The organism is Neptunitalea chrysea, assembly GCF_027924145.1.
Taxonomy (GTDB): domain Bacteria; phylum Bacteroidota; class Bacteroidia; order Flavobacteriales; family Flavobacteriaceae; genus Neptunitalea; species Neptunitalea chrysea.
Genome location: NZ_BRVP01000016.1, coordinates 62,272 through 87,699 on the forward strand (window position 1 = coordinate 62,272; position 25,428 = coordinate 87,699).

Below are 25,428 nucleotides of genomic sequence, written 5' to 3' on the forward strand. Positions count from 1 at the left end.
ATGGCTAGAATCGCAGGTGTAGATATACCAAACAACAAAAGAGGTGTTATATCTTTAACATATATCTTTGGTATAGGTAAAAGTAGAGCTAAAGAAATCTTAGAAACAGCTCAAGTAGATGAGAATAAAAAAGTATCAGATTGGAATGATGACGAAATAGGTCGTATTCGTGATGCTGTTGGTATTTTCACAATAGAAGGAGAATTACGTTCAGAAATTCAATTAAACATTAAACGTTTAATGGATATTGGATGTCAAAGAGGAATTCGTCATAGAGCTGGTTTACCGTTACGTGGTCAGCGTACTAAGAATAACTCTAGAACTAGAAAAGGTAAAAGAAAAACTGTTGCTAACAAGAAGAAGGCAACCAAATAATAAGTAGTTACAATGGCAAAGTCGAATAAAACTGCAAAAAGTTCTAAAAAGCGTAAAGTTATAGTAGAATCAGTTGGTGAGGCACACATTTCTGCTACTTTTAATAATATCATTATTTCTTTAACAAATAAGAAAGGTGACGTTATTTCTTGGTCATCTGCCGGTAAAATGGGGTTCAGAGGTTCTAAAAAGAATACTCCTTACGCTGCTCAGGTAGCTGCCGAAGATGCTGCTAAAGTTGCAAATGAAGCTGGTTTACGCAAGGTTAAAGTTTTTGTAAAAGGACCTGGTAATGGTAGAGAATCTGCAATCAGATCTCTTCATAACACAGGGATTGAAGTTACAGAAATAATAGACGTTACTCCACTACCTCATAATGGATGTCGTCCTCCAAAAAGAAGAAGAGTTTAATTATAATTCATAACATTTAAGGGCGCTGATACGATTATCGAAGGATAGCCTTAATTCATAATCGCCCTTAATAATTTTTAAAGAAATGGCAAGATATACTGGTCCAAAAACTAAAATTGCTCGTAAGTTTGGTGAAGCAATTTTTGGAGATGATAAATCTTTCGAAAAAAGAAATTATCCTCCAGGTCAACATGGTAATAACCGTAGAAGAGGTAAAAAATCTGAATATGCAATCCAGTTAATGGAGAAGCAAAAAGCAAAATATACATATGGTATATTAGAGCGTCAGTTCAGAAACCTATTCGAAAAAGCTAACCGTAGCAAAGGGGTTACAGGTGAGGTATTATTACAATTATGCGAGTCTCGTTTAGATAACGTTGTTTACAGAATGGGAGTAGCTCCATCAAGAAGAGGTGCTCGTCAATTAGTTTCACACCGTCACATTACAGTTAACGGAGAGATTGTAAATATACCATCTTATGCAATGAAAGCAGGTGATGTTGTAGGTGTAAGAGAAAAATCTAAATCTTTAGAGGTAATTGAAAACTCATTAGCTGCGAACAGTACTGTTTACGAATGGATTACTTGGAATACGGAAAAGAAAGAAGGTACATTTGTAGCTGTTCCTGAAAGACTTCAGATTCCTGAAAACATTAAAGAACAGTTAATCGTCGAGTTATACTCTAAATAATAAATAAAAGACAGCAGTCATACTATGGCATTATTTAATTTTCAAAAGCCCGATAAAGTTATAATGATTGATTCTTCAGATTTTGAAGGGAAGTTTGAATTCCGCCCTTTAGAACCTGGATATGGATTGACCGTTGGTAACGCATTACGAAGAGTTCTATTATCTTCGCTTGAAGGGTTCGCTATCAGTTCGATAAGAATTGATAAAGTAGAGCATGAGTTCTCTACTATTCCCGGAGTAGTTGAAGATGTTACAGAAATTATTCTGAATTTAAAACAAGTACGTTTTAAGAGACAGATTGAAGATATTGACAATGAAACAGTGTCTATTTCAGTAGGAGGAACAGAACAATTAACTGCTGGCGATTTCCAAAAATTTATTTCCGGATTTCAAGTTTTGAATCCGGATTTAGTTATCTGTAATATGGAATCTGATATTACACTAAACATGGAAATCACTATAGAAAAAGGTAGAGGTTATGTTCCTGCTGAAGAGAACAAAAAGCCAAATGCGCCGCTAGGTGTTATAGCTACCGATTCTATCTACACTCCTGTTAAGAACGTAAAATATAGTATAGAAAACTATCGTGTAGAACAAAAAACTGATTATGAAAAATTAGTTTTTGAAATCATCACCGATGGTTCTATTCATCCAAAGGATGCTTTAACTGAAGCTGCAAAAACATTAATTCACCACTTCATGTTATTCTCAGATGAACGTATAACATTAGAAGCAGATGAAATTGCACAAACAGAAACATATGATGAAGAATCATTACATATGCGCCAGTTACTTAAAACTAAGTTGGTAGATATGGATCTTTCTGTAAGAGCATTAAACTGTTTAAAAGCTGCAGAAGTTGATACACTAGGAGATTTAGTATCTTTCAATAAGAATGACTTAATGAAATTCCGAAACTTTGGTAAAAAATCTTTAACAGAGTTAGAAGAGCTTGTTCATAATAAGAGCCTACACTTCGGAATGGATTTATCAAAATATAAATTAGATAAAGATTAGCTGTTGGCTAAAGTGTAATACATAGGAAAATGAGACACGGAAATAAGATCAATAATTTAGGAAGAAAAACTGCTCATAGAAAAGCTATGCTAGCTAATATGGCATGTTCTTTAATAGAACATAAGCGTATTAATACTACTGTTGCCAAAGCTAAAGCACTTAAGCAGTTTGTGGAGCCTCTTATTACTAAGGCTAAAACTGAAAACAATAAGGAGATTGCTGGTAGCACTCACAATAAAAGAATTGTTTTTAGTGAATTAAGAAGTAAATATGCAGTTACTGAATTATTTGGTGCTGTAGCTGATAAAGTTGGTGATAGACCAGGAGGATATACTAGAATTATTAAACTAGGTAATCGTTTAGGGGATAACGCTGATATGGCAATGATAGAGTTAGTTGATTTTAACGAACTTTACAATGCAGGTAAACCAGCTAAGAAGAAATCTACTCGTAGAGGTAGATCTAAAAAAGCTGAAGAAGGTGCTGAGCAACCAGCTACAGAGGCTACTAACGAAGAAGCTAATGACAAAACGAATGAATAACATTTGTTTTTAAATATTATTAAATTTTAGAAGGATAAACTTTTTAGTTTATCCTTTTTTTTGTGTTATTTTGTATCATATTTCAAACATCACTTTTAGACCTATATAGATGAAATATAAAGCGAGAAAAAAGGCAGTTCTATTATTAGCAGATGGTACTGTTTTTTATGGAAAAGCTGTAGGCCGAGAAGGTACTGCATTTGGAGAGGTTTGTTTTAACACCGGAATGACCGGTTATCAGGAAATTTTTACCGATCCTTCTTATTTTGGGCAAATAATGGTTACTACAAATGCCCATATTGGTAATTACGGAACTAATAAAGACGAAATTGAATCTGACGGCGTTAAAATTGCTGGTCTGGTTTGTAAAAATTTCAGTTTTGATTATTCAAGAGTAGCTGCCGATCTTTCTTTAGAGGATTTTTTAGAAAATAATAATTTGTTTGCTATATCAGACGTTGACACCAGAGCGTTAGTGGCATATATTAGAGATAATGGAGCACAAAATGCTGTTATTTCTACAGAAGTTGATCAGTTAGAAGCATTAAGAGAAAAACTTTCCCAAGTACCGGATATGAATGGTTTGGAGTTGGCTTCTAAAGTATCAACTAAAGAGCCTTATTTTTATGGTAACGAAGATGCTACGTATAAAGTGGCTGCGCTAGATTTGGGTATTAAAACTAATATTCTAAGAAATTTAGCTCAAAGAGATTGCTATATAAAAGTATTTCCGTACAACACTCCATTTGAAGAAATGAAGGCATGGGAGCCTAATGGTTATTTCTTGTCTAATGGACCTGGTGACCCTCAACCGTTATCTGGGGCTATAAATGTAGCTAAAGAGGTGATTAAGGAAGATGCACCAATGTTTGGAATCTGTTTAGGGCACCAAATTATTGCTTTGGCAAATGGGATATCTACTTATAAAATGCACCACGGACACAGAGGAATTAATCACCCGGTTAAGAATCTTGAAAGCGGAAAAGGAGAAATTACTTCTCAAAACCACGGTTTTGCTGTAAGTAGTGAAGAAACCGAAAAACATCCTGAAGTTGAGATTACTCATTTACATTTAAATGATAATACAATTGCAGGATTAAAAATGAAGAATCAGAAAGTATTCTCGGTACAATACCACCCTGAGGCTAGTCCGGGACCACACGATGCTTCTTATTTATTCGATCAATTTTTGGAAAATATTAAAACTAACTAAAATAACAATAATATGAGTATTATAGTAAATGTACACGCTCGTCAAATTTTAGATTCAAGAGGTAACCCTACTGTAGAAGTAGATGTAGTTACAGAAAATGGTATTCTTGGTAGAGCTGCTGTTCCATCAGGAGCATCAACTGGAGAGCACGAAGCTGTTGAGTTGCGTGATGGTGGTAAAGACTATATGGGTAAAGGTGTTTTAAACGCTGTTAAAAATGTTAATGAAGTAATTGCTGAAGAATTAGTAGGTATGTCGGTATTTGAACAAAATCTTATTGACGATACTATGATTGCTTTAGACGGTACTCCTAACAAAGGAAAATTAGGAGCTAACGCTATTTTAGGTGTTTCTTTAGCAACAGCTAAAGCTGCAGCTAATGAGTTAGGTATGCCGCTTTATCGTTACGTAGGTGGTGTTAGTGCAAACACACTTCCTGTTCCTATGATGAACATTATTAATGGTGGTTCTCACTCTGATGCACCTATAGCATTCCAAGAGTTTATGATTATGCCTGTTAAAGCAACTAGCTTTACACATGCTATGCAAATGGGGTCTGAAGTATTCCATAACCTTAAAAAAGTTTTACATGACAGAGGTTTAAGTACTGCTGTAGGTGATGAAGGAGGTTTCGCTCCTACTTTTGAAGGTACTGAAGACGCTATTGATACTATTGCTAAAGCTGTTTCTAATGCAGGATACACTTTTGGTGATGATATTAAAATTGCGTTAGACTGTGCTGCTTCTGAGTTTTTTGTAGATGGAAAATATGACTATACTAAATTTGAAGGAGAAACCGGTGTTGTAAGAACTTCTAAAGAGCAAGCAGATTATTTAGCTGAGCTTAGTGAAAAATATCCAATTCTATCTATAGAAGATGGTATGGATGAAAACGACTGGGAAGGTTGGAAATACTTAACTGAAAAAGTTGGGGATAAAGTTCAATTAGTAGGTGATGATTTATTTGTAACTAACGTTGAAAGATTAGAAAGAGGTATAGATCAAAGTATTGGTAACTCTATCTTAATTAAAGTAAACCAGATTGGTACTTTAACAGAAACAATTGCTGCCGTAAATATGGCTAAAAACGCTGGGTATACTTCAGTAATGTCTCACAGATCTGGTGAAACAGAAGATAATACTATTGCAGATTTAGCAGTTGCTTTAAATTGTGGTCAAATTAAAACTGGTTCAGCTTCAAGATCTGACCGTATGGCTAAATACAATCAATTGTTAAGAATTGAGGAAGAGTTAGGTAAGGTAGCTTACTATCCTCAAGCCAAAGCTTTTAAAGTTCAGCAATAAGAAATATTGTACATAGAATTAATGAAAAGCCTCTTGTTAAGAGGCTTTTTTATTTTAAAACGTTAAAATTTAGTATTTAATAGTTTTTTAATAGTGAGAAGGTTTTTTATTTGATTTATAATCAATAATTTAACGGAGCTGTAAATCAAACTCAAAATCTGTTATCTTGCAACGAAATTTTTTATTTGTATCCGCTGAAAATGATGCCATACCTTTATGTAAAGCTGGAGGGATGGGCGACGTAGTTAGAGACATTCCACGCCATATAGCTGCTTCTGGTGATATGGTTAGTGTTGTTACTCCTGCTTATGGGAGATTGCATTTAAAAGGAACCTTTATAGAAGAATTACATTTTGTTTACAGAGGGCAGCCTACTGTAGCATATTTATATGAAGTTCCGGGTAAAAAAAAGATTCCAAATATACGTCACTATGTTATAGATCATCCAGATATTAAATCTGGAAATATAGCAGACATCTATATGAATGATTTTACCCAACCATTTTTTACTGATGCATGTACCTTTTCATTATTTACGGTCGCCGTTGCTCAAGCTATAAAGCAGAAAAGTTTTAATGTACTTGATATTTGCCATTTGCATGATTGGCATACCAGTTTATTGTTATTATTGAGAAGATATCATCCAGATTATCAACAGACCTTAAATGACATTAGATTTGTGTATTCCATACATAATTTAGCCATACAAGGAATTCGTCCTTTTGATGGGAATTATTCATCTATGAAGGCGTTCTTTCCATATATAAGTTTCGATAACGATAAATTGAAGGATCCTAGGTATCCTGATTGTATAAATTTAATGGCAGTTGGTATTAGGTTTGCAGATACTGTACATACTGTTTCTGATTCCTATAAAGAAAATATTCAAGAGCCTAGTAACTTTCCTCATTTTATAGGAGGCGAAGGTTTAGAGAATGATTTAAAGAATGCTCAGTTAGAGGGTAGGTTGTTTGGTATATTGAATGGATGTAATTACAAAAACTATACGATAGCTAAAAGAGGTAAGTTATACCCAAACATTTTAAGAGCTTTGTTTAAGGGCTTAGACGATGAAGAGAAATCTTATAAGCATGACTTTTTAAAACATACCGCAGAAAAAGTAGTAAATCTAATAGAGGTTAAGCCTGCTTTCATTTGTTCTAGTGTGGCTAGATTAACAGAGCAGAAGTTTTATTTCTTTAAAGAAGACCCTGCACTGCTTGAAAGTATGCTTAGAAGGCTCAAAAAGGATGAGGGTATATATATCCTTTTAGGAACAGGTGCTCCAGACTACGAGGAGTTGTTTAGAAGCTTTAGTTATGCACATGATAACTTTATTTTTGTAAATGTTCAGTCTGAGGAGGTGATAGATTCTTTATATCTGGAATCTAAACTTTATTTAATGCCGAGTTTATTTGAACCTTGCGGTATTAGTCAGATGTTGGCAATGAGAAGCGGACAGCCATGTTTAGTACATAATACAGGTGGGTTAAAAGATACTGTTGTACATCAAAAAACAGGTTTTGTTTTTGAAGGAGATACCTTTGAGGAAAAGAAGATAAACTTTATGCAAGTTTTTGATGAGCTACTTAATTTGTTTTTTAATGATAAAACTAGATGGAGAAGTATATCTAGAGCTGCAAAACGTCAAAAATTCACCTGGGAAAATTCTGTAGAGCGTTATTATACGTTGTTGTATAAAATGGCGTATCATGCCCCAATACAGAATAAGCGCAGAAAACCCCGTGCAGAAAGCAATTCTAAGGAGAATATTGTGAGATAATAAACATATTGTATTCTAAATTAGCAAAGAACGATTTGAATACGCAATTCAATTCAGTTTATTTTCGTAAATTCGCAATAGAAATCTTTTATAAAATACTTCACTAAAAATTTTTAAATAAAAAAATGTCAGATAAAGCAACGTTAGAATACAATGGTGAAAAATTTGAATTTCCCATAATTAAAGGAACTGAAGATGAAATAGCTGTTGATATTAAAACATTACGTGCTGGTTCAGGTATAATTACTATAGACCCTGGGTATAAAAATACTGGAGCTTGTGAAAGTGCCATTACCTACTTAGATGGGGAAAAAGGTATTTTGAGATATAGAGGGTACTCTATTGAAGACTTAGCCGAGAAAGCTACCTTTTTAGAAGTAATTTACCTATTAATATTTGGGGAGCTACCAACTTCAGACCAGCTGAAAAAATTTAAATCAGATATAGATGATGAGGCTATTGTTGATCAGGATATGAAGAAGATCATCGATGGTTTCCCTAAGTATGCACACCCAATGGGGGTATTATCTTCGTTAACAAGCGCGCTTATTGCTTTTAACCCATCTTCTGTGAATGTAGCTTCAGAAGGTGATATGTATAAAGCAATTGTGAAATTGTTAGCTAAGTTCCCTATTTTAGTAGCTTGGACATATCATAAAAGAACTGGTTTGCCATTAGATTATGGGGATTCTAGTTTAGGTTATGTAGAGAACTTCGCTAAAATGATGTTCCAGAAGCCAAACCGTGCTTATGAACCAAATCAGGTAGTAATTGATGCTTTACAAAAGTTATTAATTTTGCATGGTGACCACGAACAAAACTGTTCTACATCTACAGTGAGAATCGTAGGTTCTTCTCATGCGGGTCTTTTTGCTTCTATTTCGGCAGGTATTTCTGCTCTTTGGGGGCCACTTCATGGTGGTGCTAACCAAGCAGTATTAGAAATGCTTGAAGCTATTAAAGCAGATGGTGGTGACACTAAAAAATATATGGCTAAGGCTAAGGATAAAGATGATCCGTTCCGTTTAATGGGATTTGGACACAGAGTTTACAAAAATTTTGATCCTCGTGCTCGTATCATTAAAAAAGCTGCAGATGAAGTACTAGAAAGTTTAGGAGTAAGTGATCCTATTCTTGATATTGCTAAAGGACTTGAAAAAGAGGCTTTAGAAGATCAGTACTTTGTAGATAGAAAATTATATCCGAACGTAGATTTCTACTCTGGTATTATTTATAGAGCTTTAGGAATTCCGGTAGAAATGTTTACCGTTATGTTTGCTCTTGGTAGACTACCTGGTTGGATTTCTCAATGGAGAGAGATGCGTTTACGTAATGAACCTATTGGAAGACCAAGACAGGTTTATATTGGTGAAAACGCCAGAGATTATAAAGATATAGCCGATAGATAATATTTGAAGCTAACGATATATAAAAGCCTTGCTAACTTAGCAAGGCTTTTTTTATATTTGCCCAACTGCAAAACAAAATTATGTTAGAGTTAAATGTAAAAAATGAAACTTCCAGATTAAAAGCTGTGGTGTTAGGTATTGCCAACAGTAATGGTCCAACACCCAAGTTAGAGGAAGCTTATGACCCCAAGTCTAAAGAACACATCTTGGCTGGTACGTATCCTGTAGAGTCAGATATGGTAAAAGAGATGAAAGCTTTAAACGGTGTTTTTGAAAAATATGGTGTAGATGTCTATAGACCGCATCTTATAAAGGATTACAATCAGATATTTGCTAGAGATATAGCTTTTGTAATAGATGATTTGTTTATAAAGGCTAATATATTACCAGATAGAGAGCAAGAAGTAGAGGCTATACAATATATAATAGATCAGATAGACACCTCTAAAGTGATAACTCCGCCTGAAAAAGTACATATAGAAGGTGGTGATGTAATGCTTTGGGATGATCATATTTTTGTTGGAACCTATAAGGGGAGCGATTATAAAAATTATATCACTGCACGTACCAATATGTATGGCGTAGATTTTATAAAGGAATTGTTTCCTAATAAAACAGTAAAGGAGTTCGATTTAGTAAAATCTAAATTGGAGCCTAGAGACAATGCATTGCATTTAGATTGTTGTTTTCAGCCTATTGGTAGCAATAAAGGTATTATTTTTAAAAATGGATTTAGAGAGGAGCAAGATTATATGTATTTAGTAGAGCTCTTTGGAAAAGAAAATCTGTTTCATATAGATAGAGAAGAAATGTACCATATGTATAGTAATGTATTTTCCATTGCTCCTGATGTGGTAATAACAGAGCGTAATTTCACAAGATTGAACAACTGGTTAAGAGAGCATGGAATGACTGTGGAAGAAATTCCGTATGCTGAAATTTCTAAGCAAGAAGGTTTATTAAGATGTTCTACGATGCCTTTAATAAGAGAATAAAATGTCACAAATAACAAATACGGTATTAATGATTCGTCCTGCAAATTTTAGGATGAACGAGCAAACGGCTATAAATAATTATTTTCAAGAAACCACTCAGGATTCAGCCGAAGAAATAGCTAATAGAGCGTTTGATGAGTTTGATGAATTTGTTCAGAAGCTTAAAATGATTGGGGTAAACGTAATTGTAGTACAAGATACGACTGCACCTGATACTCCAGATGCTGTATTTCCTAATAACTGGATATCTTTTCATGAGAACGGAGAAGTGGGTGTATATCCAATGTTTGCAGAAAATAGAAGGTTAGAACGTAGAGAAGATGTGTTATCTATTGTTGAATCGAATGGATTTGCAATAAATGATATTGTAGACTATACCGAGGCAGAGGATGAGAAGCTATTTTTAGAAGGTACAGGAAGCATTGTGTTAGATAGGGTTAATCACAAAGCATATTGTGCTTTATCGGATAGAGCAGATGAAGAGTTGTTTATTGAGTTCTGTGAAGATTTTGAATATTTCCCGGTGGTATTTTCGGCCTACCAAACAGTAGAAAATATAAGAAAGCCTATTTACCATACCAATGTAATGATGGCTATAGCAGAAACCTTTGCGGTAATTTGTCTGGACGCTATTGATGATAAGAAGGAAAAGAAAGAGGTGGTTAAGCATTTAAAGGAATCTGGTAAGGAAATTATAGCTATTACGGAAGCTCAAATGCACCAATTTGCAGGGAATATGTTGCAGGTTATGGGAAGCGATAACCGTCCTTTTTTGGTAATGAGTACAACGGCTTATAAGAGTTTAAATCAAGAACAAATAACAACTATAGAAAAACATAGCAAAATTCTTCATACGAATTTAGAAACTATTGAAACCTGTGGAGGTGGAAGTGCTAGATGTATGTTGGCTGAGGTGTTTTTACCAAAAGAAGTATAGCTATTTAGTCACCTATGCAATACAATTTTTCTAATCGAGTAAATTTTAAAGTATCTTTATATAATGCTTAGTAAAAAGACAAAATACGGATTAAAAGCGCTGTCCTATTTGGCAAAAAAAGGTAAAGGTACACCGGTGCTTATTTCCCAAATAGCGACAGATGAAAATATATCTAAAAAGTTTTTAGAGTCTATTTTACTTCAACTTAAGAACAATGGTTTTTTGGGTTCTAAAATGGGAAAAGGAGGCGGTTATTATCTACTCAAGGAGCCAGCTGATATACGATTGGCATCTATGTATCGTATTCTAGAAGGACCTATAGCATTACTACCTTGTGTAAGTCTTAATTATTACGAAAAGTGTGATGATTGTAAAAGTGAAGAAACCTGCATGCTAAATAAGGTAATGATTGAGGTTAGAGATAGTACCTTAGCTGTATTGGAAAACAAAACGCTTGCCGACCTTATCTAGTTGCTAGATTCTTAATCATACCGTCAAATATAAAAAAATGAAAGGGTAGCAGACTGTACCAGTATAGTCTGCCCCATATACCTTTAGGTCTAAAGGTAGCTGTTTGGTGCAATACATTGTTTTTATCTATCTTAAACTCTAACCAAGCTTCTCCGGGTAATTTCATTTCTGCAAAAAGAAGCAATCTTTTTTCTTTACTATCTGCATGTAGAACACGCCAAAAGTCAAGAGCATCACCAGGGGTTATTTTATCAGGGTGTGTTCTACCACGTCGTAAACCAACACCACCCACTAGTTTATCTAGAAAACCTCTTAGGTGCCATAATTGGTTACCGTAATACCAACCGTTATCACCACCAATTTTCCATATGTTTTTTAAAACTTTTTCAGGATCTTCTATAGGTATTTGTTTTTTATCTGTGATTACTCCGTTCTTAGGGACTTGAATGTATTTGCCTAGTTGTTTCTTAACGCGACCGCTTGACATAGAATCTTTCCAGCTACTAATAACTTCGTTTTGTTCTATTTTGGTAAATGCAGCTTTAATAGCATCTTCATATCCTATTGGCGTATGTTTAAAGAACTTCTCTAGCTCATTGTCTTTTGCTATTACTTCCATTTTCATGCTGTCTACCAAATTTACTGCTAGTTTATAAGAGGTAGCTGTTACAAAGTATAACCAATAACTAGATAGTTTAGGTGTCATAACCGGAACGGTAATTATATAAATGTTTATCCCGCGTACTTTACCGTATTGTTTAATCATTTCTTTATAGGTGAGTATATCTTTACCTCCCACATCAAATGATTTATTAAAACAAAAAGATGTTCCTAATACATTGGTTAGATAGAAAAGAATGTCTCGTATTGCAATGGGATGTGTTTTGGTAAGCACCCATTTTGGGGTAATCATTATAGGAAGCTTTTCACATAAATCTCTTATTATTTCAAAAGAAGAACTACCAGAACCTACTATGATACCCGCTCTTAAGACGGTAAGATTGAAATCTGCTTTACTCAAAATATCTTCTACGTTTTTTCTTGAAGAAAGATGTTTAGAAAGTTTTTTTTCATTTACAATTCCACTTAGATAAATTACTTGCTGAACATTTGTTTTGGCTACCATTGCAATAAAGTTATGGGCAGCTTGAGCTTCTTTTTCATCAAAATCTGTAGTTGATGAAGTCATGGAATGTATAAGATAGTAGGCGTAATCTATATCCTTGGGTATAGGATTAGAGGTTTCAGGAGATAAAAAATCAACCTCAATAATGGTCACCTGTTTTTTTGTATTGTCATCAAGAGCAAACCTATTGGCATCTCTTACCGCGCAAATAACTGTATGCCCAGCTTCAAGTAAATAAGGAAGTAGTCGCATGCCTATATAACCATTGGCACCGGTAAGCAATATGTTCATAGTATCTTTTTTTTCTAAGATACCAATAAATTATTTAATACTGGATAATAAGGCTAGTACAGAGCTGCTTATATATTCTATCCCAATAGCTATAACTATAAAACCAATAATTCTTGAGATTGCATTAATCCCCGAAGCACCTAAGAACTTTACAATAGGGTGTGCAAATTTTAGCATAATGTAAACGGCTGTACAAACACTTATAATCGCAAGAACAGTAATTCCCTTATCTATTATTTCTGTATACGTTTGGTTAAGGGTAATTAATAACGAAATAGAACCTGGGCCAGCCAGCATGGGTATAGCTAGTGGAGTAAGGGCAATATCATTTCGGTCTTTAATGTCTTCTTTAACTCTTGGTTTCTCCATTCCCTTGTGTTTAGAGAAGGTACCTGTTAGTAAAGCAAAGCCGGAGGTTACAATAATAAGTCCGCCTGCAATACGCAGAGAGTCTATAGTAATTCCGAAGAATCCTAAAATATACTTTCCAGAGAAGAAAGCGAGTACTAAAATAATAAGGGTGTTAATAGCCGTCCATGAAGAGATTCTAGATTGTTCTTTAGGACTGTCTTCCTGAGTTAAACCCACAAAAACAGGAACTGTACCTAAGGGATTGATTACCGAAAATAGTGCTGCAAATGTATAAATGAATAGTTCCATTTTTTTTGCGCAAAAATGAACAGAAAACACAGATGTAGCTTTATCGGATAGTTAAGAAATAGTTGTTTAAAAGTCTTCCGGTTTTTTAGTGGGTTGTATTAATTTTTGTTGGATGAGCTTTTCCATAAAGTCTTGTGATTTCCCTGAAACTAAAACATTGATATAGTTGTGTTTTAACGCTAGGGTATATTCTCCTGCCGTTTGTTTTTTAATATCTAGGTTATAGTAAGGAGCTATAAACATATACTTGTTTAGTAGATTTACAAAATGTGCTATGATCCCTTTAGGGCGTAATTCAATCCAGCAGGTTTTAATGGAGTTAGCATCTAGAATTAAAAGGTTGTGCAGGTTACTACTACATTTAGTGATTAATAACTTAGGAGACAGTGCACCTCCTATCAGGTTACGTTGTCTAATAGTTAAAGGCTTGCCAACTAAACTATTAATGGTTTGAGTTAGAGAAGTCGTTTTATAGAAACGTTTGCAAGCATCTTTTCTCTTAAAGATACAACATAAAAAGGTTTCTATATATTCTATTAACGAACCATTTAGATTTTTATAAGTAAACCTTATCTTTGCAGCTCGAAAAACGTAAATACTCATGAATATTCAGGATTTGTTAACTAAAAAGGTACAGGAAGCCGTAAAGGTTGTTTTTGATGTAGAATTGGAGTCAGTAGAATTTCAGGCTACACGAAAAGAATTTGCAGGAGATATAACAGTAGTAGTATTTCCTATGTTACGCTTTGTAAAAGGAAATCCGCAAGTGATAGGAGAGCAAATAGGTACCTACCTTAAAGAGCAAGTTGCTGAGGTGAGTGATTTTAATGTAGTTAAAGGTTTTTTAAACTTAACCATTGATACTTCTTTTTATCTTAATTTCTTTAATGCAGCAAAAGACAATGTTGCTTATGGATTGTTGACGGCAGCAGACGATGCAAAGGCTGTTATGGTAGAGTATTCTTCGCCAAACACAAATAAGCCATTGCACTTAGGGCATATTAGAAATAACTTATTAGGATATTCTGTTGCTGAAATTATTAAGGCAGCGGGTAATAAGGTGTATAAAACCCAAATTATTAATGATAGAGGGATACATATTTGTAAAAGTATGTTGGCTTGGCAAAAGTTTGGAGAAGGAGAGACGCCAGAATCTACCGGATTAAAAGGGGATAAGCTAGTAGGTAATTACTATGTTAAGTTTGATGTTGAATACAAAAAAGAAATAGCTGCCTTAGTTGATGAAGGAAAGACTAAAGAGGAAGCTGAAAAGCAAGCTCCCTTACTTTTAGAAGCTCAGGACATGCTTAGAAAGTGGGAGGCTGGAGACGAAGAAGTAGTTTCTTTATGGAAAACCATGAATCAATGGGTATATGATGGTTTTACTGTAACCTATAACAACCTTGGGGTTGATTTTGATTCTTATTACTATGAAAGTAATACGTATTTGTTAGGGAAAGAGTTTGTAGCAGAAGGATTAGAAAAAGGGGTGTTCTATAAAAAAGAAGATGGTTCTGTTTGGTGCGATCTTACAGAGGAAGGATTAGACGAAAAGATTGTACTTAGAGCAGATGGAACTGCAGTGTACATGACTCAAGATATTGGTACTGCTATACAACGAGTAAAAGATCATCCGGATGTTGGAGGTATGGTATATACAGTGGGTAACGAGCAAGATTACCACTTCAAGGTATTGTTTTTAATACTTAAAAAACTGGGGTTTGATTGGGCGGAAAAATTATATCACCTAAGCTATGGTATGGTTGATTTACCTAGTGGAAAAATGAAGAGTAGAGAGGGTACTGTAGTAGATGCAGATGATTTAGTAACTGAAATGGCTGGTACAGCTGAGGAAATTTCTAGAGAGCTTGGTAAACTTGATGGTTTTACAGAAGAAGAAAAGAAAGAGTTGTATAAAACTATTGGTTTAGGAGCACTTAAATATTACATATTAAAAGTAGACCCGAAAAAACGAATTTTGTTTGACCCTAAAGAGTCTATAGATTTTCAAGGGAATACAGGACCTTTTATTCAGTATACACATGCTAGAATTCAATCGATACTTAGAAAAGCTGATTTTGAGTTAAATACGACTGTAGAAGGGATTGAATTGCACGAGAAAGAGAAAGAATTATTAAAGCAATTACAATTGTTCCCTGAAGTAGTTCAAAACGCGGCAGATAATTATAGTCCGGCATTAATTGCTAACTATACGTATGATTTGGTGAAAGAGTTTAACTCGTTCTACCAAAATGTATCGATACTTGGAGAAGAAAATGAACACTTAAAGATCTTTAGAGTGCAGTTATCTAAATTAGTAGGGGTAACTATTAAAAATGGTTTTGCTTTATTAGGTATTCAGGTGCCTGATAGAATGTAAGTTATAGATAACTATAAATAAAATATATTGAGGGAGATAGAGAAAGTCTATTTCCCTTTTTTATTTTCTCTGTGTAGATTTGTTTTAGGAATTAAACCAAGCGGATGTATATAGAAGATAAAACATATAAAAGTATTAAGGCGAGTCAACAACCTTTTGAAAAAGCGGAATATGAATATTGCACCTTTATAAATTGTGACTTTAGTGAAACCAGCTTAGCTGGATTCAAATTTTTGGAGTGTGAATTTGAAGGGTGTAACCTCAGTAATATAAGTTTGACTGATACTGCTTTTAAACAAGTGAACTTTGCCGATTGTAAGCTATTGGGGTTACCATTTGATAAATGCGATTTGTTTAATCTTGAGATGTCTTTTTCCCATTGTATATTATCGCATTGCAGTTTTTATAAATTGAATTTAAAAAAAGGATTCTTTACAGGTTGTAAACTTACGATGAGCGATTTTAGTGAAGCAAACCTAAGCAGTGCCCAATTTGATACTACAGATTTAACCGGAACTATTTTTGAACAATGTAATTTAGAGGGGGCCGATTTTAGAACGGCAACAAATTTTGCAATAAACCCTGAGCTGAATAAATTAAAAGGAGCTAAGTTTTCTAAAAACAATCTAGAAGGGTTGGTAAGTTATTTGAAGTTAAAATTAGAATCATAAAAAAACCACCGTTTTAAAACGATGGTTTTCTGTTATTTAAACAATAAAAAATAGAATAAGTAAAGTGATTATTCTACAAAACTGTCAATAATTTTATCGGTTTCTTTTTTAGAAGCATCTGCAGGTAAACTAAATAAATGCTTATATAGAGGCTTACCTTCAACTATTTTTTGTAGCGTAAGGTCTTGGTTTTTATCAAATACTTTGGCCCATTTAACGCGAACGTTAGCCCATAAGTCTTTGTTTTTAGCCCACCATTCCTGAGCAGCTTTACATTTAGAATCGTCTACTTTAGTATATACGTCAAATCCTTTTTCCTCAGCTAACAGAAAATCAGGCTTGTTAGTTTCTCTAATTAGTTTCTTGTTATCTTGCTCATGAGTCCATCCAAAATCGGTGATAGCATGAATGTTTCTTCTGTTAAGAACGTTATAATCATGGCGTTTTGTGTATTCTCTTCTTGGTAGAGGAGCATCGGTTGTATTTGCCCAATAGTGTTTTCCGTCTACATGTACCCAAGTAGCAGTACCTTCATATCTTGGGCTATCATCTACCTGATAAACTTTTTGAGTCCATTGTCCGGTAACATCTTTTTTAGAAAGTTCCTCAAACTTCCATGTAGTTTCTTTGTCAAATTGGTAAAACTTAGTGTTCTCAAATAACCAATCTTGTCTCCAGTGCTTAATAATCATATTGTCACCAACAATTAAAAGGTGCTGCATAGAAATTTTGTCATTAGAGTCTTCTACTAGTTGTACCCATTCTAAACCACGGTCGTGTTTAGTTTTAGAAGGTAAGTAAAGTGAATCTTTAGAATAGCTAAAGGTTTCTGCAAAATTAAATTGTACTTCATAGCATCCGCACATACTCTTAATAGATTTTATGTCTTCTGCTTTCTTTTCTTGAGCGTATGCTCCAAGTGTACTGATAATCAGTGCGAAAAAGATGTTGGATAATTTTCGGTTCATAGTAATGAAATTAATTTATATTTTAGATTTCTGTGACAAAAATAATAATTTTATTTAGATTCAATAAAAATAATAAATATATTTGCACGGTTATTGAAAATGGATCTAAATAAAAATAACATTAATGAGCAAATGTATTTCTAAGGTTTATCTAATATTCATGCTGTGTGGGGTATTAAATGTATTGCAAGCACAAACGAATGATAGCATACCAGAAAATGTAAAAGATTTGGAAGAGGTAGTGGTTAGCGGACAGTATAACCCGCAATCTGTAAACAAGTCGGTTTTTGAAGTTAAAGTAATTACCCAAAAAGAGATTGCCTTAAGAGGAGGTAATAATCTTGCCGATATATTAAACCAAACACTTAACATAACTATTATACCTAATGCTTCAACGGGTAAATCTGGGGTTCAGCTCTTTGGGTTAGATGCGCAATACTTTAAGATATTAGTAGATAATATTCCACTTATTAATGATGAAGGGATGGGTAATAATACAGATCTCACACAAATTAATTTGGATGATATAGAACGCGTAGAGATTGTTGAAGGAGCTATGGGAGTACAATACGGAGCTAATGCAGTTTCGGGTATCATAAATATTATTACTAAAAAATCTGCCAAATCTAAATGGGAAGTAGTGCCTTACATACAAGAGGAAACTATTGGAGATGAATATGACTGGGTAGATGAAGGGCGCCATATTCAGTCTATTAAAATAGGACATAACTTTTCTGATAAATTATATGTCAATGGTATTGTTACTCGTAACAATTTTAATGGCTACTGGGGAAGCAAAAAAGGAAAGAGTTACTTGTATAATGATGAATTAAGAGGGTATGAGTGGTTGCCAAAAGAGCAATATACCGTAAAATCATTGTGGAATTATACAACTGATAAGTTTAAACTATTTTACAAGTTTGAGTATTTTGATGAAACTACAAATAAGTATGCCGAAGAGGTAAGAGAAAATTATAATCCTGCTACAGAAACTAACCAGCCGGTAGCCACTGATGAAATTTTTACATCCCAAAGAATTTTAAACCATTTAAATGCGAGTGGTCAACTATGGGGTACTGCACATTATGATGTGTCACTTTCATATCAGCAACAAAAACGAAATGTAGAAAACTATAATTATAGAATTCGAACTGGTGAGCAATTTGATATAGAATCTTATGAATACGAATCTAGAAAGGCTTGGTATTCTAAGGGGAATCTAAGCAATTTATTACCTACAAAACAATCGGATATTCAATTAGGATATGAAATTACTAGTATAAAAGGTTTTGCTTCTGCTATATCTGGGTTGTATTCTTCAGAAAACATTTCAAGAACATTAGATTCATACGATGTATTTGCTTCGTCGGAATGGGTTGTGTCTGATCAATTTTCTGTTCGTCCTGGGGCTCGTGTATTGTTTTCTTCAAATTTTAATACACAAGCAGCACTATCTTTAAGTACCAAATACATTTTTAAAAATGGGTTGGAGTTGAGAGGAATCTTAGGAACTTCTCCTCGTTTACCTAGCTATGAAGAATTGTATACCTATTTTGTTGATGTAAACCATGATGTAAGAGGAAATGCAAATCTTAATCCTGAGCAAGGTGTTTCAGCTTTTCTTCACTTAAAGAAAAAGTATAAAGTAAAAGAGTGGTATTTAAGCTCGAAGCTTTCAGGGTGGTTTATGAATGTAAAAGATCGTATTGAGTTAATTATTATTAATAGTTCTCCCTTACAGTACCAATACAGTAATATAGATACCTATAATGCTTGGGGGTTAACCCTTACTGAAGGGGCTATGTTGCATAATTTTAGAATCAATGCCGGAGCTACTTTTTCAGGAATTTCTAAAGTGATTGCTTCTGAAGAAGATTATAACGATGATTATTTGTATGGGCTTCAATTGAATACCAATGCTTCTTATACGGTTCCTAAATGGAACACAACCTTTTCTGCATATTTAAAATATACCGGACCGCAATATCAATATGTACAAAATACGAATGATGCAGGGGAAACTATTGTGATTAAGGGGAAACAGTCTGAATTTACTTGGGTAGATGCAACTGTAAAGAAATCATTTTATGATAATAAACTAGAGGCAACTCTAGGAGCCCGAAACCTACTCGATATAACTTCTGTGAGAACTACAGCTGTAGAGGGAGCAGCGCATTCAGATCCGGCTTCTTCGCAATTATTAGGTTACGGTAGATCATACTTTATAAAACTCTTATACAAATTCAATTTTTAATAAATGAAGAAAAGATACATTACATATATATTTTTCATACTAGCATTCATAAGCTGTAAAGAGAATGATGATATACCGGCACAACCATTTGTAGCTGCTTTTGAGAAGTTATCGGTCAATTTTTCGGCTATAACAAGTAGTGAGGATGTAACTATTGTTTTTTCTGAGGCTGCATCTTATGATGGTCAGGTTACTATACAAGTAATCACTGAGAATACAACTTACGGAACAGATTTTACGACTACTCCATCAGCAGAAAATAGTCAGCTAACTATTAGTTTCTCAAAAGGAGATGAATCTATATCATTCAATTTTGGAAGTTTAATCTATCCTTATGAAGTAACTGATAATGATAAATCGGTGACTTTTGAGATTATAGATATATCGTATACCGGGTATCATAATATTCAGGGATATACAAGCGCAGTTGTTTCTTTTGAAACTTCCCTTGGAGCAACAACAATTGCTGAGGTTGGCGGCCCTAATGAAGGTGATCAGGTGTTTATTGATTTAAGTACCGAAGTGGTAACTACTGCTCAAAGAGATTCATGGGACTTAGGTTTCTATGGGGGAAGTGACTTTAGAGTAGGTATCAACGGATCTATTTATATGGCGGCAGGTGCTATTGATGCAACAGATATTGATGCTGTTACAGCAGATGACGTTGCTACACTTCAAAGTCAGGTGGCAGTTGGTACTTTCGATCCAACTAATGAAGCCTATATAGATAGTCCTGATGGACTTATTACAGGAACGGCTATAGATGAAATATCAGATGTAGACTCAGAGAATAAAGTATATCTGGTAAATATGGGGTATTACATAGGAACTGATGAAGCGCTTACGGGAAGTGTTGCTATAGCAGGGGATCATAGAGGATGGAAAAAAATACGTGTGCTAAGAAGTGGAGAAGGGTACATATTACAATATGCAGATATAGATGCTACTACCCATCAAGAGGTGACAATCGCTAAAGATTCAGCGTACAACTTTATCTTCTTTAGTCTGGAAAATGAAATGGAAGTTACTGTTGAGCCTGAAAAAGCCTTATGGGATTTAAGTTTTACCGTATTTACCAATGTTATTGATGGTGCTGGTTCTTACGGGTACTCCGATTTTGTAATCAACAATATAAAAGCAGGAGTTAAGGTGTATGAGGTTGAAACTACAGATGTAACGTACGCTGATTTTGATGTTGCAGCTATAGATGAAAGCTTATTTGAAAATGATCAGCGTGTAATAGGAGCCGATTGGAGAGATGTATTTTCGGGAAGTGTATACACCGATAAATATTATGTGTTAAAAGATGTAGATGGTAATTATTACAAAATAAAAATGCTAGAATTACTTAGTGAAAGTGGGGAACGCGGATATCCAAAATTTGAATATAAATTAATTAATTAACAGTAAATATAAAACCAAAATAAATTGAAATTATGAAGAGAATACTACCATTATTAATTGTATTGGGGGTGCTTTGTTCTACTTTACAAGCGCAAACTCAGGTGTCTGGCTCTGTAACTTTAGGGGCAGCATATGTGAATGAATCGTACTATAAATTATCTACTTCTACCGAAGCTTCTTTAGATGCTTCTACTTGGGATATAGCTTTTTATAGAGAAAATAATTATGATGCTGCGGTGAGAATAAATGATCATAAAGCAATAAGTGTTTTTGAAGCTTCTATAGCTCCGAGTGATTGGTCAACTATTGATGTAGCTAATATTGATAACTGGACACAGTTGTATAATAGTGAAACAGAATGGACAACCGGTGCTTTTGATAACGGTTCGTATAGTCCAGCAAATGGATATACGTTCGGATATGGTTGGGGTGAATATAACTTTACTACTCACCATATAACTGGTAAAGTAATTTTTGTTTTAGAGTATGCAGATGGAACCTACCGTAAATTTATGATTGAAGATTATTATGGTGGTTATACCTTTAAATTTGCTACATGGGATGGAACCAACTGGAGTGCAGATACTACACATACTATTAGTAATACTACTAATACATCTAATTTATTTAATTATTATAATTTAGAAACTTCTTCTGAGGTAACTGTTGAACCAGCAAGTACCGATTGGGATTTGTTGTTTACAAAATACAATACAGATATTATGGGAGATGGTTCTATGATGTACCCTGTAATTGGTGTTTTACATCACCCAGATATTGAAGTTGCCAAAAATGATGAGACAACTTCTACAGATACTTCGAACTTAACATATAATGCCGATATTAATACTATTGGGTATGACTGGAAAAATTACACTGGGAGTACTTATGTAGTAGCAACAGGAATGGCTTACTATGTGAAATATGCAGATGGAACTATTTACAGGTTGGTATTTGCAACTTATGAAGGAAGTTTAACAGGAGTTATAACATTCAATTATAGCGATGTTACCAATGCGTTAGATACCGAAACTTTTGATAATGATATTTCTTTTGGAATTTACCCTAATCCAACAATCAACAAGCAGGTAAGTCTTGTATATGATATACCAACAGGGGTGAATACTGAAAATAAAGTAACTATTTATTCAGTTAATGGAGCGGTTGTTTTTGAGAAAACAATTAATGATACTGCAGGTTTTTATAATACAGACCTGGATTTGTCTTCTTTAACTAATGGGATGTACTTACTTAAATTTCAAACCGGAGATACGTCTATAACTAAAAAAGTTGTATTAAAATAAAGAGGTAAACAGCGTTTATAGTGTTTAGAATTGGTTCGTTTCTAATTATTATTGTTTATCAATTAGTAAAGAGGCCGTCTTAAAAGTATTTAGGACAGCCTCTTTTTCTTTTAAAAGATTAGTTTTATAAAGGTATAAACGTATTTAATCTCCAATATCTATTAAAATCTGGAATTAGCGTTTCTTACTTAAGAACCAAATTATTAACTTTGCCATTCTCTAAAAAGAGCAGTTTTATGTTTGATAATTTAAGTGAAAAGTTAGATAAAGCCCTACATGTATTAAAAGGACATGGGCAAATTACCGAAATTAATGTTGCTGAAACGATAAAAGAAGTTCGTAGAGCGCTCTTAGATGCCGATGTTAACTTTAAGATAGCCAAGGAGTTTACCAATCGTGTAAAGGAAAAAGCGCTTGGAGAAAACGTATTGACTACCTTACAGCCAGGGCAGTTAATGGTTAAGATTGTTAAAGACCAACTTACCCAATTAATGGGAGGTGATGCGGAAGGTATAAACCTTTCAGGAAATCCTTCTGTAATTTTAATGTCTGGTTTACAAGGGTCTGGTAAGACTACCTTTTCAGGAAAATTAGCTAGTTTTCTTAAAAATAAAAAAACCAAAAAACCATTATTAGTAGCCTGTGATGTATACCGTCCAGCGGCGGTAGATCAGTTACATGTGGTAGGAGAACAAGTTGGAGTAGAAGTATATTCTGATAAAGGAAATACTGATCCGGTTGCTATTGCAAAGGCTGGTATTGCACATGCAAAGCAAAACGGAAATAATGTAGTTATTATAGATACCGCAGGTCGTTTAGCAGTAGACGAACAAATGATGAAAGAAATTGCTGAAATTCATAAGGCAATTACTCCAGAGGAAACATTATTTGTGGTTGATGCAATGACAGGGCAAGATGCTGTGAATACAGCTAAAGCTTTTAACGATGTATTAAATTTTGACGGGGTTATTTTAACCAAGTTAGATGGGGATACACGTGGTGGTGCAGCAATTTCTATTAAGTCGGTAGTAGATAAACCAATTAAGTTTATTGGTACGGGTGAAAAGATGGATGCTATTGATGTATTCTATCCTGCTCGTATGGCCGATCGTATATTGGGTATGGGAGACGTTGTGTCGTTAGTAGAACGTGCTCAGGAACAATATGACGAAGAAGAAGCTAGAAAACTTCAGAAGAAAATTGCTAAAAACCAGTTTGGTTTTGATGATTTCTTATCGCAAATTCAGCAGATTAAGAAGATGGGTAGCATGAAAGATTTACTTGAAATGATACCTGGTGCAGGGAAAGCTCTTAAAGGAATTGATATTGATGATGATGCTTTTAAACATGTAGAAGCTATTATACATTCTATGACACCTGATGAGCGTACCACACCAACCGTCTTAAATGCAAGCAGAAAGAAGAGAATAGCTAAAGGTAGCGGACGTACTGTTCAAGAGGTAAACCAGTTACTTAAGCAATTTGATCAGATGAGCAAAATGATGAAGATGATGCAAGGAGGCGGAGGCCGCCAGATGATGCAGATGATGGGAAAAATGAAAAGATAATATCATATTAACGCCTGTAATTTTCAGGCGTTCTTTTATTAACTAAGCAACAACACAACGAAGTATGGAGATATTAGACGGAAAAAAGATTTCTGAGCAAATAAAGGATGAAATAGCACTTGAAGTAAGTGCTATGAAAGAAAGAGGGGAAAAGGTTCCGCATTTAGCGGCGGTATTGGTAGGTAATGATGGTGCGAGTTTAACCTATGTAGGTAGTAAAGTAAGATCGTGTGAAAGAATTGGTTTTGAGTCTACACTTGTTAAATTGCCTGATACAACCACTGAAGAAGAGCTGTTGTTAAAAATTAAGGAATTAAATGATGATGTTGCTATCGACGGATTTATAGTTCAGTTGCCGTTGCCTAAACATATTGATGAGCAAAAGGTATTAATGGCTATTGACCCTGATAAAGATGTAGATGGTTTTCACCCAACCAACTTTGGTAAAATGGCATTGGAATTACAAACATTTATTCCGGCTACTCCTTTTGGTATTTTAGAGTTGTTAAAGAGATATAATGTAGAAACAAGTGGTAAAAACACTGTTGTTATCGGGCGTTCTCATATTGTAGGTAGACCAATGAGTATTTTAATGAGTAGAAAAGGATATCCGGGAGATGCTACCGTAACCTTAACGCATAGTAGAACCAAGGATTTAGCTACTTTTACAAAAGATGCTGATATAGTTATTACAGCTTTAGGAAGTCCTGATTTCTTAAAAGCAGATATGGTAAAAGACGGGGTGGTGATTATTGATGTTGGAATAACCCGAGTACCTGATGAAACAGTAGCTAAGGGATATCGTATTACAGGAGATGTAGACTTTGCTGAGGTGTCACCAAAAGCTAGTTTTATTACACCGGTTCCTGGAGGGGTAGGCCCTATGACAATTGCAATGTTATTGAAAAATACATTATTAGCAAGAGAGCGTCATAATGCAAAGAAATAAAGTAGATTGTTATTTATATAGAAACCGCCTTATGGCGGTTTTTTTTGTCATGAGCTTTTAACTTTTAAGGTGTTTCATGGGAAGTGCCGAGGCTACCTCCATTTCCATAAAATCAGATAAATATACTCCTATAATAATACCTTGAATTAATTCTGCTAATAGTATTCTTAAAGCAGTAAGATTTTGTTATCTAAAATAAGAGTGAAGTAGAAGCCTTTTTAAGAGCTAAACAAAATATAAGCATCTCTTTTACGTGCTAGCTTAAATGTTAAAATTAGGCTTGGTTGAACTAGTAACGTGTTGTTTTTTAGAAGTTATTTTTCATAAAATTCAATAGGTAATTTATCAGGATCTTCAATAAAAAAGAAATTTTTTCCTGTAAATTCATCAATGCGAATGGCTTCTGTAAAGATTTTTTTGTCTTGTAAGTAGCCATGTGTTTCTTCTATGTCCTCTACTTCAAAAGCAAGGTGTCTTAGGCCTTGTGCTTCTGGACGAGAAGCTCTTTTAGGTGGGTTTGGAAAAGAGAATAATTCAATAACATAGACACCGTTTAAAGAAAGATCTAGTTTATAAGAATCTCGTTCTGTTCTATATACTTCTTGTATGATTTTAAGACCTAGAATATTTGTGTAAAAATCCTTAGATGTTGTATAGTCACTACAAATAATGGCAATATGATGTATACTAGTTATATTCATAAC

24 protein-coding genes are annotated in these 25,428 nt (G+C 34.2%); 19 read left to right on the top strand and 5 right to left on the bottom strand.

The features are described 5' to 3' along the window. The 12 genes from rpsM to NBRC110019_RS12195 all read left to right on the top strand — a co-directional run bounded on the left by rpsM (position 1) and on the right by NBRC110019_RS12195 (position 11,149). The gene (gene rpsM, locus NBRC110019_RS12140; protein ID WP_281755220.1) at positions 1 to 375 is read left to right on the top strand and encodes a 30S ribosomal protein S13; all 375 of its coding nucleotides are present in this window, start codon (positions 1 to 3) and stop codon (positions 373 to 375) included. A 12-nt stretch (positions 376 to 387) separates the two neighbouring features. Further along, positions 388 to 786 carry a 30S ribosomal protein S11 gene (rpsK, locus tag NBRC110019_RS12145; protein WP_281755222.1) on the top strand — a complete coding sequence of 133 codons (399 nt, stop codon included), beginning with the start codon at positions 388 to 390 and terminating at the stop codon, positions 784 to 786. 85 nt (positions 787 to 871) lie between these two features. Further along, positions 872 to 1,477 carry a 30S ribosomal protein S4 gene (gene rpsD / locus NBRC110019_RS12150; RefSeq protein WP_281755224.1) on the top strand — a complete coding sequence of 202 codons (606 nt, stop codon included), beginning with the start codon at positions 872 to 874 and terminating at the stop codon, positions 1,475 to 1,477. A 24-nt stretch (positions 1,478 to 1,501) separates the two neighbouring features. Continuing rightward, positions 1,502 to 2,494 (top strand): DNA-directed RNA polymerase subunit alpha, encoded by a 993-nt coding sequence (locus tag NBRC110019_RS12155; RefSeq protein ID WP_281755225.1) that lies wholly within the window; start codon positions 1,502 to 1,504, stop codon positions 2,492 to 2,494. 29 nt (positions 2,495 to 2,523) lie between these two features. Further along, entirely contained in the window at positions 2,524 to 3,036 is a 513-nt protein-coding gene (gene rplQ, locus NBRC110019_RS12160) for a 50S ribosomal protein L17 (RefSeq protein WP_281755227.1), read from the top strand. A gap of 109 nt (positions 3,037 to 3,145) precedes the next feature. Beyond that, entirely contained in the window at positions 3,146 to 4,249 is a 1,104-nt protein-coding gene (carA, locus tag NBRC110019_RS12165) for a glutamine-hydrolyzing carbamoyl-phosphate synthase small subunit (protein ID WP_281755228.1), read from the top strand. 12 nt (positions 4,250 to 4,261) lie between these two features. Continuing rightward, positions 4,262 to 5,554: a phosphopyruvate hydratase gene (gene eno, locus NBRC110019_RS12170; protein ID WP_281755231.1), complete on the top strand. Its 1,293-nt coding sequence runs from the start codon at positions 4,262 to 4,264 to the stop codon at positions 5,552 to 5,554. Between the two features lie 166 nt (positions 5,555 to 5,720). Further along, positions 5,721 to 7,337 (top strand): glycogen synthase, encoded by a 1,617-nt coding sequence (locus NBRC110019_RS12175; RefSeq protein ID WP_281755233.1) that lies wholly within the window; start codon positions 5,721 to 5,723, stop codon positions 7,335 to 7,337. Between the two features lie 125 nt (positions 7,338 to 7,462). Further along, entirely contained in the window at positions 7,463 to 8,746 is a 1,284-nt protein-coding gene (locus NBRC110019_RS12180; protein ID WP_281755236.1) for a citrate synthase, read from the top strand. Between the two features lie 80 nt (positions 8,747 to 8,826). Continuing rightward, the gene (locus NBRC110019_RS12185; protein ID WP_281755238.1) at positions 8,827 to 9,741 is read left to right on the top strand and encodes a dimethylarginine dimethylaminohydrolase family protein; all 915 of its coding nucleotides are present in this window, start codon (positions 8,827 to 8,829) and stop codon (positions 9,739 to 9,741) included. A gap of 1 nt (position 9,742) precedes the next feature. After that, positions 9,743 to 10,678, top strand: a complete 936-nt coding sequence (gene ctlX / locus NBRC110019_RS12190; RefSeq protein ID WP_281755240.1) for a citrulline utilization hydrolase CtlX — start codon at positions 9,743 to 9,745, stop codon at positions 10,676 to 10,678. Between the two features lie 63 nt (positions 10,679 to 10,741). Continuing rightward, a complete protein-coding gene (locus NBRC110019_RS12195; RefSeq protein WP_281755242.1) occupies positions 10,742 to 11,149 on the top strand; it encodes an RrF2 family transcriptional regulator in 408 nt (135 codons plus the stop codon). Here the strand turns inward: NBRC110019_RS12195 and NBRC110019_RS12200 are convergent. From NBRC110019_RS12200 to NBRC110019_RS12210, 3 genes are all read right to left on the bottom strand, one after another. Next, positions 11,142 to 12,566, bottom strand: coding sequence for an SDR family oxidoreductase (locus tag NBRC110019_RS12200; protein ID WP_281755244.1), 1,425 nt, complete (start codon positions 12,564 to 12,566; stop codon positions 11,142 to 11,144). The genes NBRC110019_RS12195 and NBRC110019_RS12200 overlap by 8 nt on opposite strands. 30 nt (positions 12,567 to 12,596) lie before the next feature. After that, a complete protein-coding gene (locus NBRC110019_RS12205) occupies positions 12,597 to 13,226 on the bottom strand; it encodes a MarC family protein (RefSeq protein WP_281755246.1) in 630 nt (209 codons plus the stop codon). A 66-nt stretch (positions 13,227 to 13,292) separates the two neighbouring features. After that, positions 13,293 to 13,829 (bottom strand): hypothetical protein, encoded by a 537-nt coding sequence (locus tag NBRC110019_RS12210; protein WP_281755247.1) that lies wholly within the window; start codon positions 13,827 to 13,829, stop codon positions 13,293 to 13,295. Here NBRC110019_RS12210 and argS point away from each other — a divergent pair. Both argS and NBRC110019_RS12220 read left to right on the top strand, forming a co-directional pair. Next, positions 13,828 to 15,606 carry an arginine--tRNA ligase gene (gene argS / locus NBRC110019_RS12215; RefSeq protein WP_281755248.1) on the top strand — a complete coding sequence of 593 codons (1,779 nt, stop codon included), beginning with the start codon at positions 13,828 to 13,830 and terminating at the stop codon, positions 15,604 to 15,606. The genes NBRC110019_RS12210 and argS overlap by 2 nt on opposite strands. Before the next feature lie 104 nt (positions 15,607 to 15,710). Then, the gene (locus NBRC110019_RS12220) at positions 15,711 to 16,277 is read left to right on the top strand and encodes a pentapeptide repeat-containing protein (protein WP_281755250.1); all 567 of its coding nucleotides are present in this window, start codon (positions 15,711 to 15,713) and stop codon (positions 16,275 to 16,277) included. Positions 16,278 to 16,345: 68 nt separating this feature from the next. On the opposite strand, the gene NBRC110019_RS12225 is transcribed toward NBRC110019_RS12220, so the two are convergent. Then, complete coding sequence (locus tag NBRC110019_RS12225; RefSeq protein WP_281755251.1) at positions 16,346 to 17,245, bottom strand: DUF6607 family protein; 900 nt, start codon at positions 17,243 to 17,245, stop codon at positions 16,346 to 16,348. 124 nt (positions 17,246 to 17,369) lie between these two features. On the opposite strand from NBRC110019_RS12225, the gene NBRC110019_RS12230 reads away from it, so the two are divergent. The 5 genes from NBRC110019_RS12230 (at position 17,370) to NBRC110019_RS12250 (ending at position 24,724) form a co-directional block, all read left to right on the top strand. Then, positions 17,370 to 19,499 (top strand): TonB-dependent receptor plug domain-containing protein, encoded by a 2,130-nt coding sequence (locus tag NBRC110019_RS12230; RefSeq protein WP_281755254.1) that lies wholly within the window; start codon positions 17,370 to 17,372, stop codon positions 19,497 to 19,499. A 3-nt stretch (positions 19,500 to 19,502) separates the two neighbouring features. Then, positions 19,503 to 20,903, top strand: coding sequence for an HmuY family protein (locus NBRC110019_RS12235; protein WP_281755255.1), 1,401 nt, complete (start codon positions 19,503 to 19,505; stop codon positions 20,901 to 20,903). 32 nt (positions 20,904 to 20,935) lie between these two features. Further along, positions 20,936 to 22,207, top strand: a complete 1,272-nt coding sequence (locus tag NBRC110019_RS12240; RefSeq protein WP_281755257.1) for a T9SS type A sorting domain-containing protein — start codon at positions 20,936 to 20,938, stop codon at positions 22,205 to 22,207. 236 nt (positions 22,208 to 22,443) lie between these two features. Next, a complete protein-coding gene (gene ffh / locus NBRC110019_RS12245; RefSeq protein ID WP_281755259.1) occupies positions 22,444 to 23,775 on the top strand; it encodes a signal recognition particle protein in 1,332 nt (443 codons plus the stop codon). 64 nt (positions 23,776 to 23,839) lie between these two features. Further along, complete coding sequence (locus NBRC110019_RS12250) at positions 23,840 to 24,724, top strand: bifunctional 5,10-methylenetetrahydrofolate dehydrogenase/5,10-methenyltetrahydrofolate cyclohydrolase (protein WP_281755261.1); 885 nt, start codon at positions 23,840 to 23,842, stop codon at positions 24,722 to 24,724. A gap of 314 nt (positions 24,725 to 25,038) precedes the next feature. On the opposite strand, the gene gloA2 is transcribed toward NBRC110019_RS12250, so the two are convergent. Beyond that, a complete protein-coding gene (gloA2, locus tag NBRC110019_RS12255) occupies positions 25,039 to 25,425 on the bottom strand; it encodes an SMU1112c/YaeR family gloxylase I-like metalloprotein (RefSeq protein ID WP_281755264.1) in 387 nt (128 codons plus the stop codon). Positions 25,426 to 25,428 lie beyond the last annotated feature (3 nt).

Bases quoted from the DNA above. Each gene is read 5' to 3' on its own strand.
- NBRC110019_RS12180 (WP_281755236.1), top strand. From the start codon at position 7,463: ATGTCAGATAAAGCAACGTTAGAATACAATGGTGAAAAATTTGAATTT.
- carA (WP_281755228.1), top strand. From the start codon at position 3,146: ATGAAATATAAAGCGAGAAAAAAGGCAGTTCTATTATTAGCAGATGGT.
- NBRC110019_RS12195 (WP_281755242.1), top strand. From the start codon at position 10,742: ATGCTTAGTAAAAAGACAAAATACGGATTAAAAGCGCTGTCCTATTTG.
- eno (WP_281755231.1), top strand. From the start codon at position 4,262: ATGAGTATTATAGTAAATGTACACGCTCGTCAAATTTTAGATTCAAGA.
- NBRC110019_RS12200 (WP_281755244.1), bottom strand. From the start codon at position 12,566: ATGAACATATTGCTTACCGGTGCCAATGGTTATATAGGCATGCGACTA.
- NBRC110019_RS12185 (WP_281755238.1), top strand. From the start codon at position 8,827: ATGTTAGAGTTAAATGTAAAAAATGAAACTTCCAGATTAAAAGCTGTG.
- NBRC110019_RS12230 (WP_281755254.1), top strand. From the start codon at position 17,370: ATGAGCAAATGTATTTCTAAGGTTTATCTAATATTCATGCTGTGTGGG.
- rpsK (WP_281755222.1), top strand. From the start codon at position 388: ATGGCAAAGTCGAATAAAACTGCAAAAAGTTCTAAAAAGCGTAAAGTT.
- NBRC110019_RS12155 (WP_281755225.1), top strand. From the start codon at position 1,502: ATGGCATTATTTAATTTTCAAAAGCCCGATAAAGTTATAATGATTGAT.
- ffh (WP_281755259.1), top strand. From the start codon at position 22,444: ATGTTTGATAATTTAAGTGAAAAGTTAGATAAAGCCCTACATGTATTA.
- NBRC110019_RS12225 (WP_281755251.1), bottom strand. From the start codon at position 17,245: ATGAACCGAAAATTATCCAACATCTTTTTCGCACTGATTATCAGTACA.
- argS (WP_281755248.1), top strand. From the start codon at position 13,828: ATGAATATTCAGGATTTGTTAACTAAAAAGGTACAGGAAGCCGTAAAG.
- rpsD (WP_281755224.1), top strand. From the start codon at position 872: ATGGCAAGATATACTGGTCCAAAAACTAAAATTGCTCGTAAGTTTGGT.
- NBRC110019_RS12220 (WP_281755250.1), top strand. From the start codon at position 15,711: ATGTATATAGAAGATAAAACATATAAAAGTATTAAGGCGAGTCAACAA.
- NBRC110019_RS12210 (WP_281755247.1), bottom strand. From the start codon at position 13,829: ATGAGTATTTACGTTTTTCGAGCTGCAAAGATAAGGTTTACTTATAAA.
- ctlX (WP_281755240.1), top strand. From the start codon at position 9,743: ATGTCACAAATAACAAATACGGTATTAATGATTCGTCCTGCAAATTTT.
- rplQ (WP_281755227.1), top strand. From the start codon at position 2,524: ATGAGACACGGAAATAAGATCAATAATTTAGGAAGAAAAACTGCTCAT.
- NBRC110019_RS12235 (WP_281755255.1), top strand. From the start codon at position 19,503: ATGAAGAAAAGATACATTACATATATATTTTTCATACTAGCATTCATA.
- NBRC110019_RS12240 (WP_281755257.1), top strand. From the start codon at position 20,936: ATGAAGAGAATACTACCATTATTAATTGTATTGGGGGTGCTTTGTTCT.
- NBRC110019_RS12250 (WP_281755261.1), top strand. From the start codon at position 23,840: ATGGAGATATTAGACGGAAAAAAGATTTCTGAGCAAATAAAGGATGAA.
- NBRC110019_RS12205 (WP_281755246.1), bottom strand. From the start codon at position 13,226: ATGGAACTATTCATTTATACATTTGCAGCACTATTTTCGGTAATCAAT.
- gloA2 (WP_281755264.1), bottom strand. From the start codon at position 25,425: ATGAATATAACTAGTATACATCATATTGCCATTATTTGTAGTGACTAT.
- rpsM (WP_281755220.1), top strand. From the start codon at position 1: ATGGCTAGAATCGCAGGTGTAGATATACCAAACAACAAAAGAGGTGTT.